This window comes from Fructilactobacillus sp. X2R1C1, from assembly GCF_059901435.1.
In genome coordinates, this window is record NZ_JBWXUV010000120.1 from 1 (window position 1) to 251 (window position 251).

General features: G+C 46.6%; 1 pseudogene. It reads left to right on the plus strand.

Features of this window, described 5'->3' with window-relative positions:
* A pseudogene (locus AC6UDG_RS07715) lies at nt 1-251 on the plus strand (alpha/beta hydrolase); the annotation flags it as partial.

The following is a 251-nucleotide window of genomic DNA, read 5'->3' on the forward strand; positions in this document are numbered from 1 at the left end:
GGACAAGCATGGGAGCTTCGGCCGTCATGTATTCCCTGCCCAAAATGCCAAGCAACGTAAAATTTGCGATTGAGGACAGTGGCTATGCCAGTGTGGAAGGTGAGTTGGGTGGCCAATTGAAGCGGCTATTTAACATTCCGAGTTTCCCACTGGTTCCGACGGTTAATCTCTATGTAAGAATGTTTGCGAAGTATAACATGAACGATGGGAATACAAAGAAGACCCTGAAGCACAACCAGATTCCGTTGTTT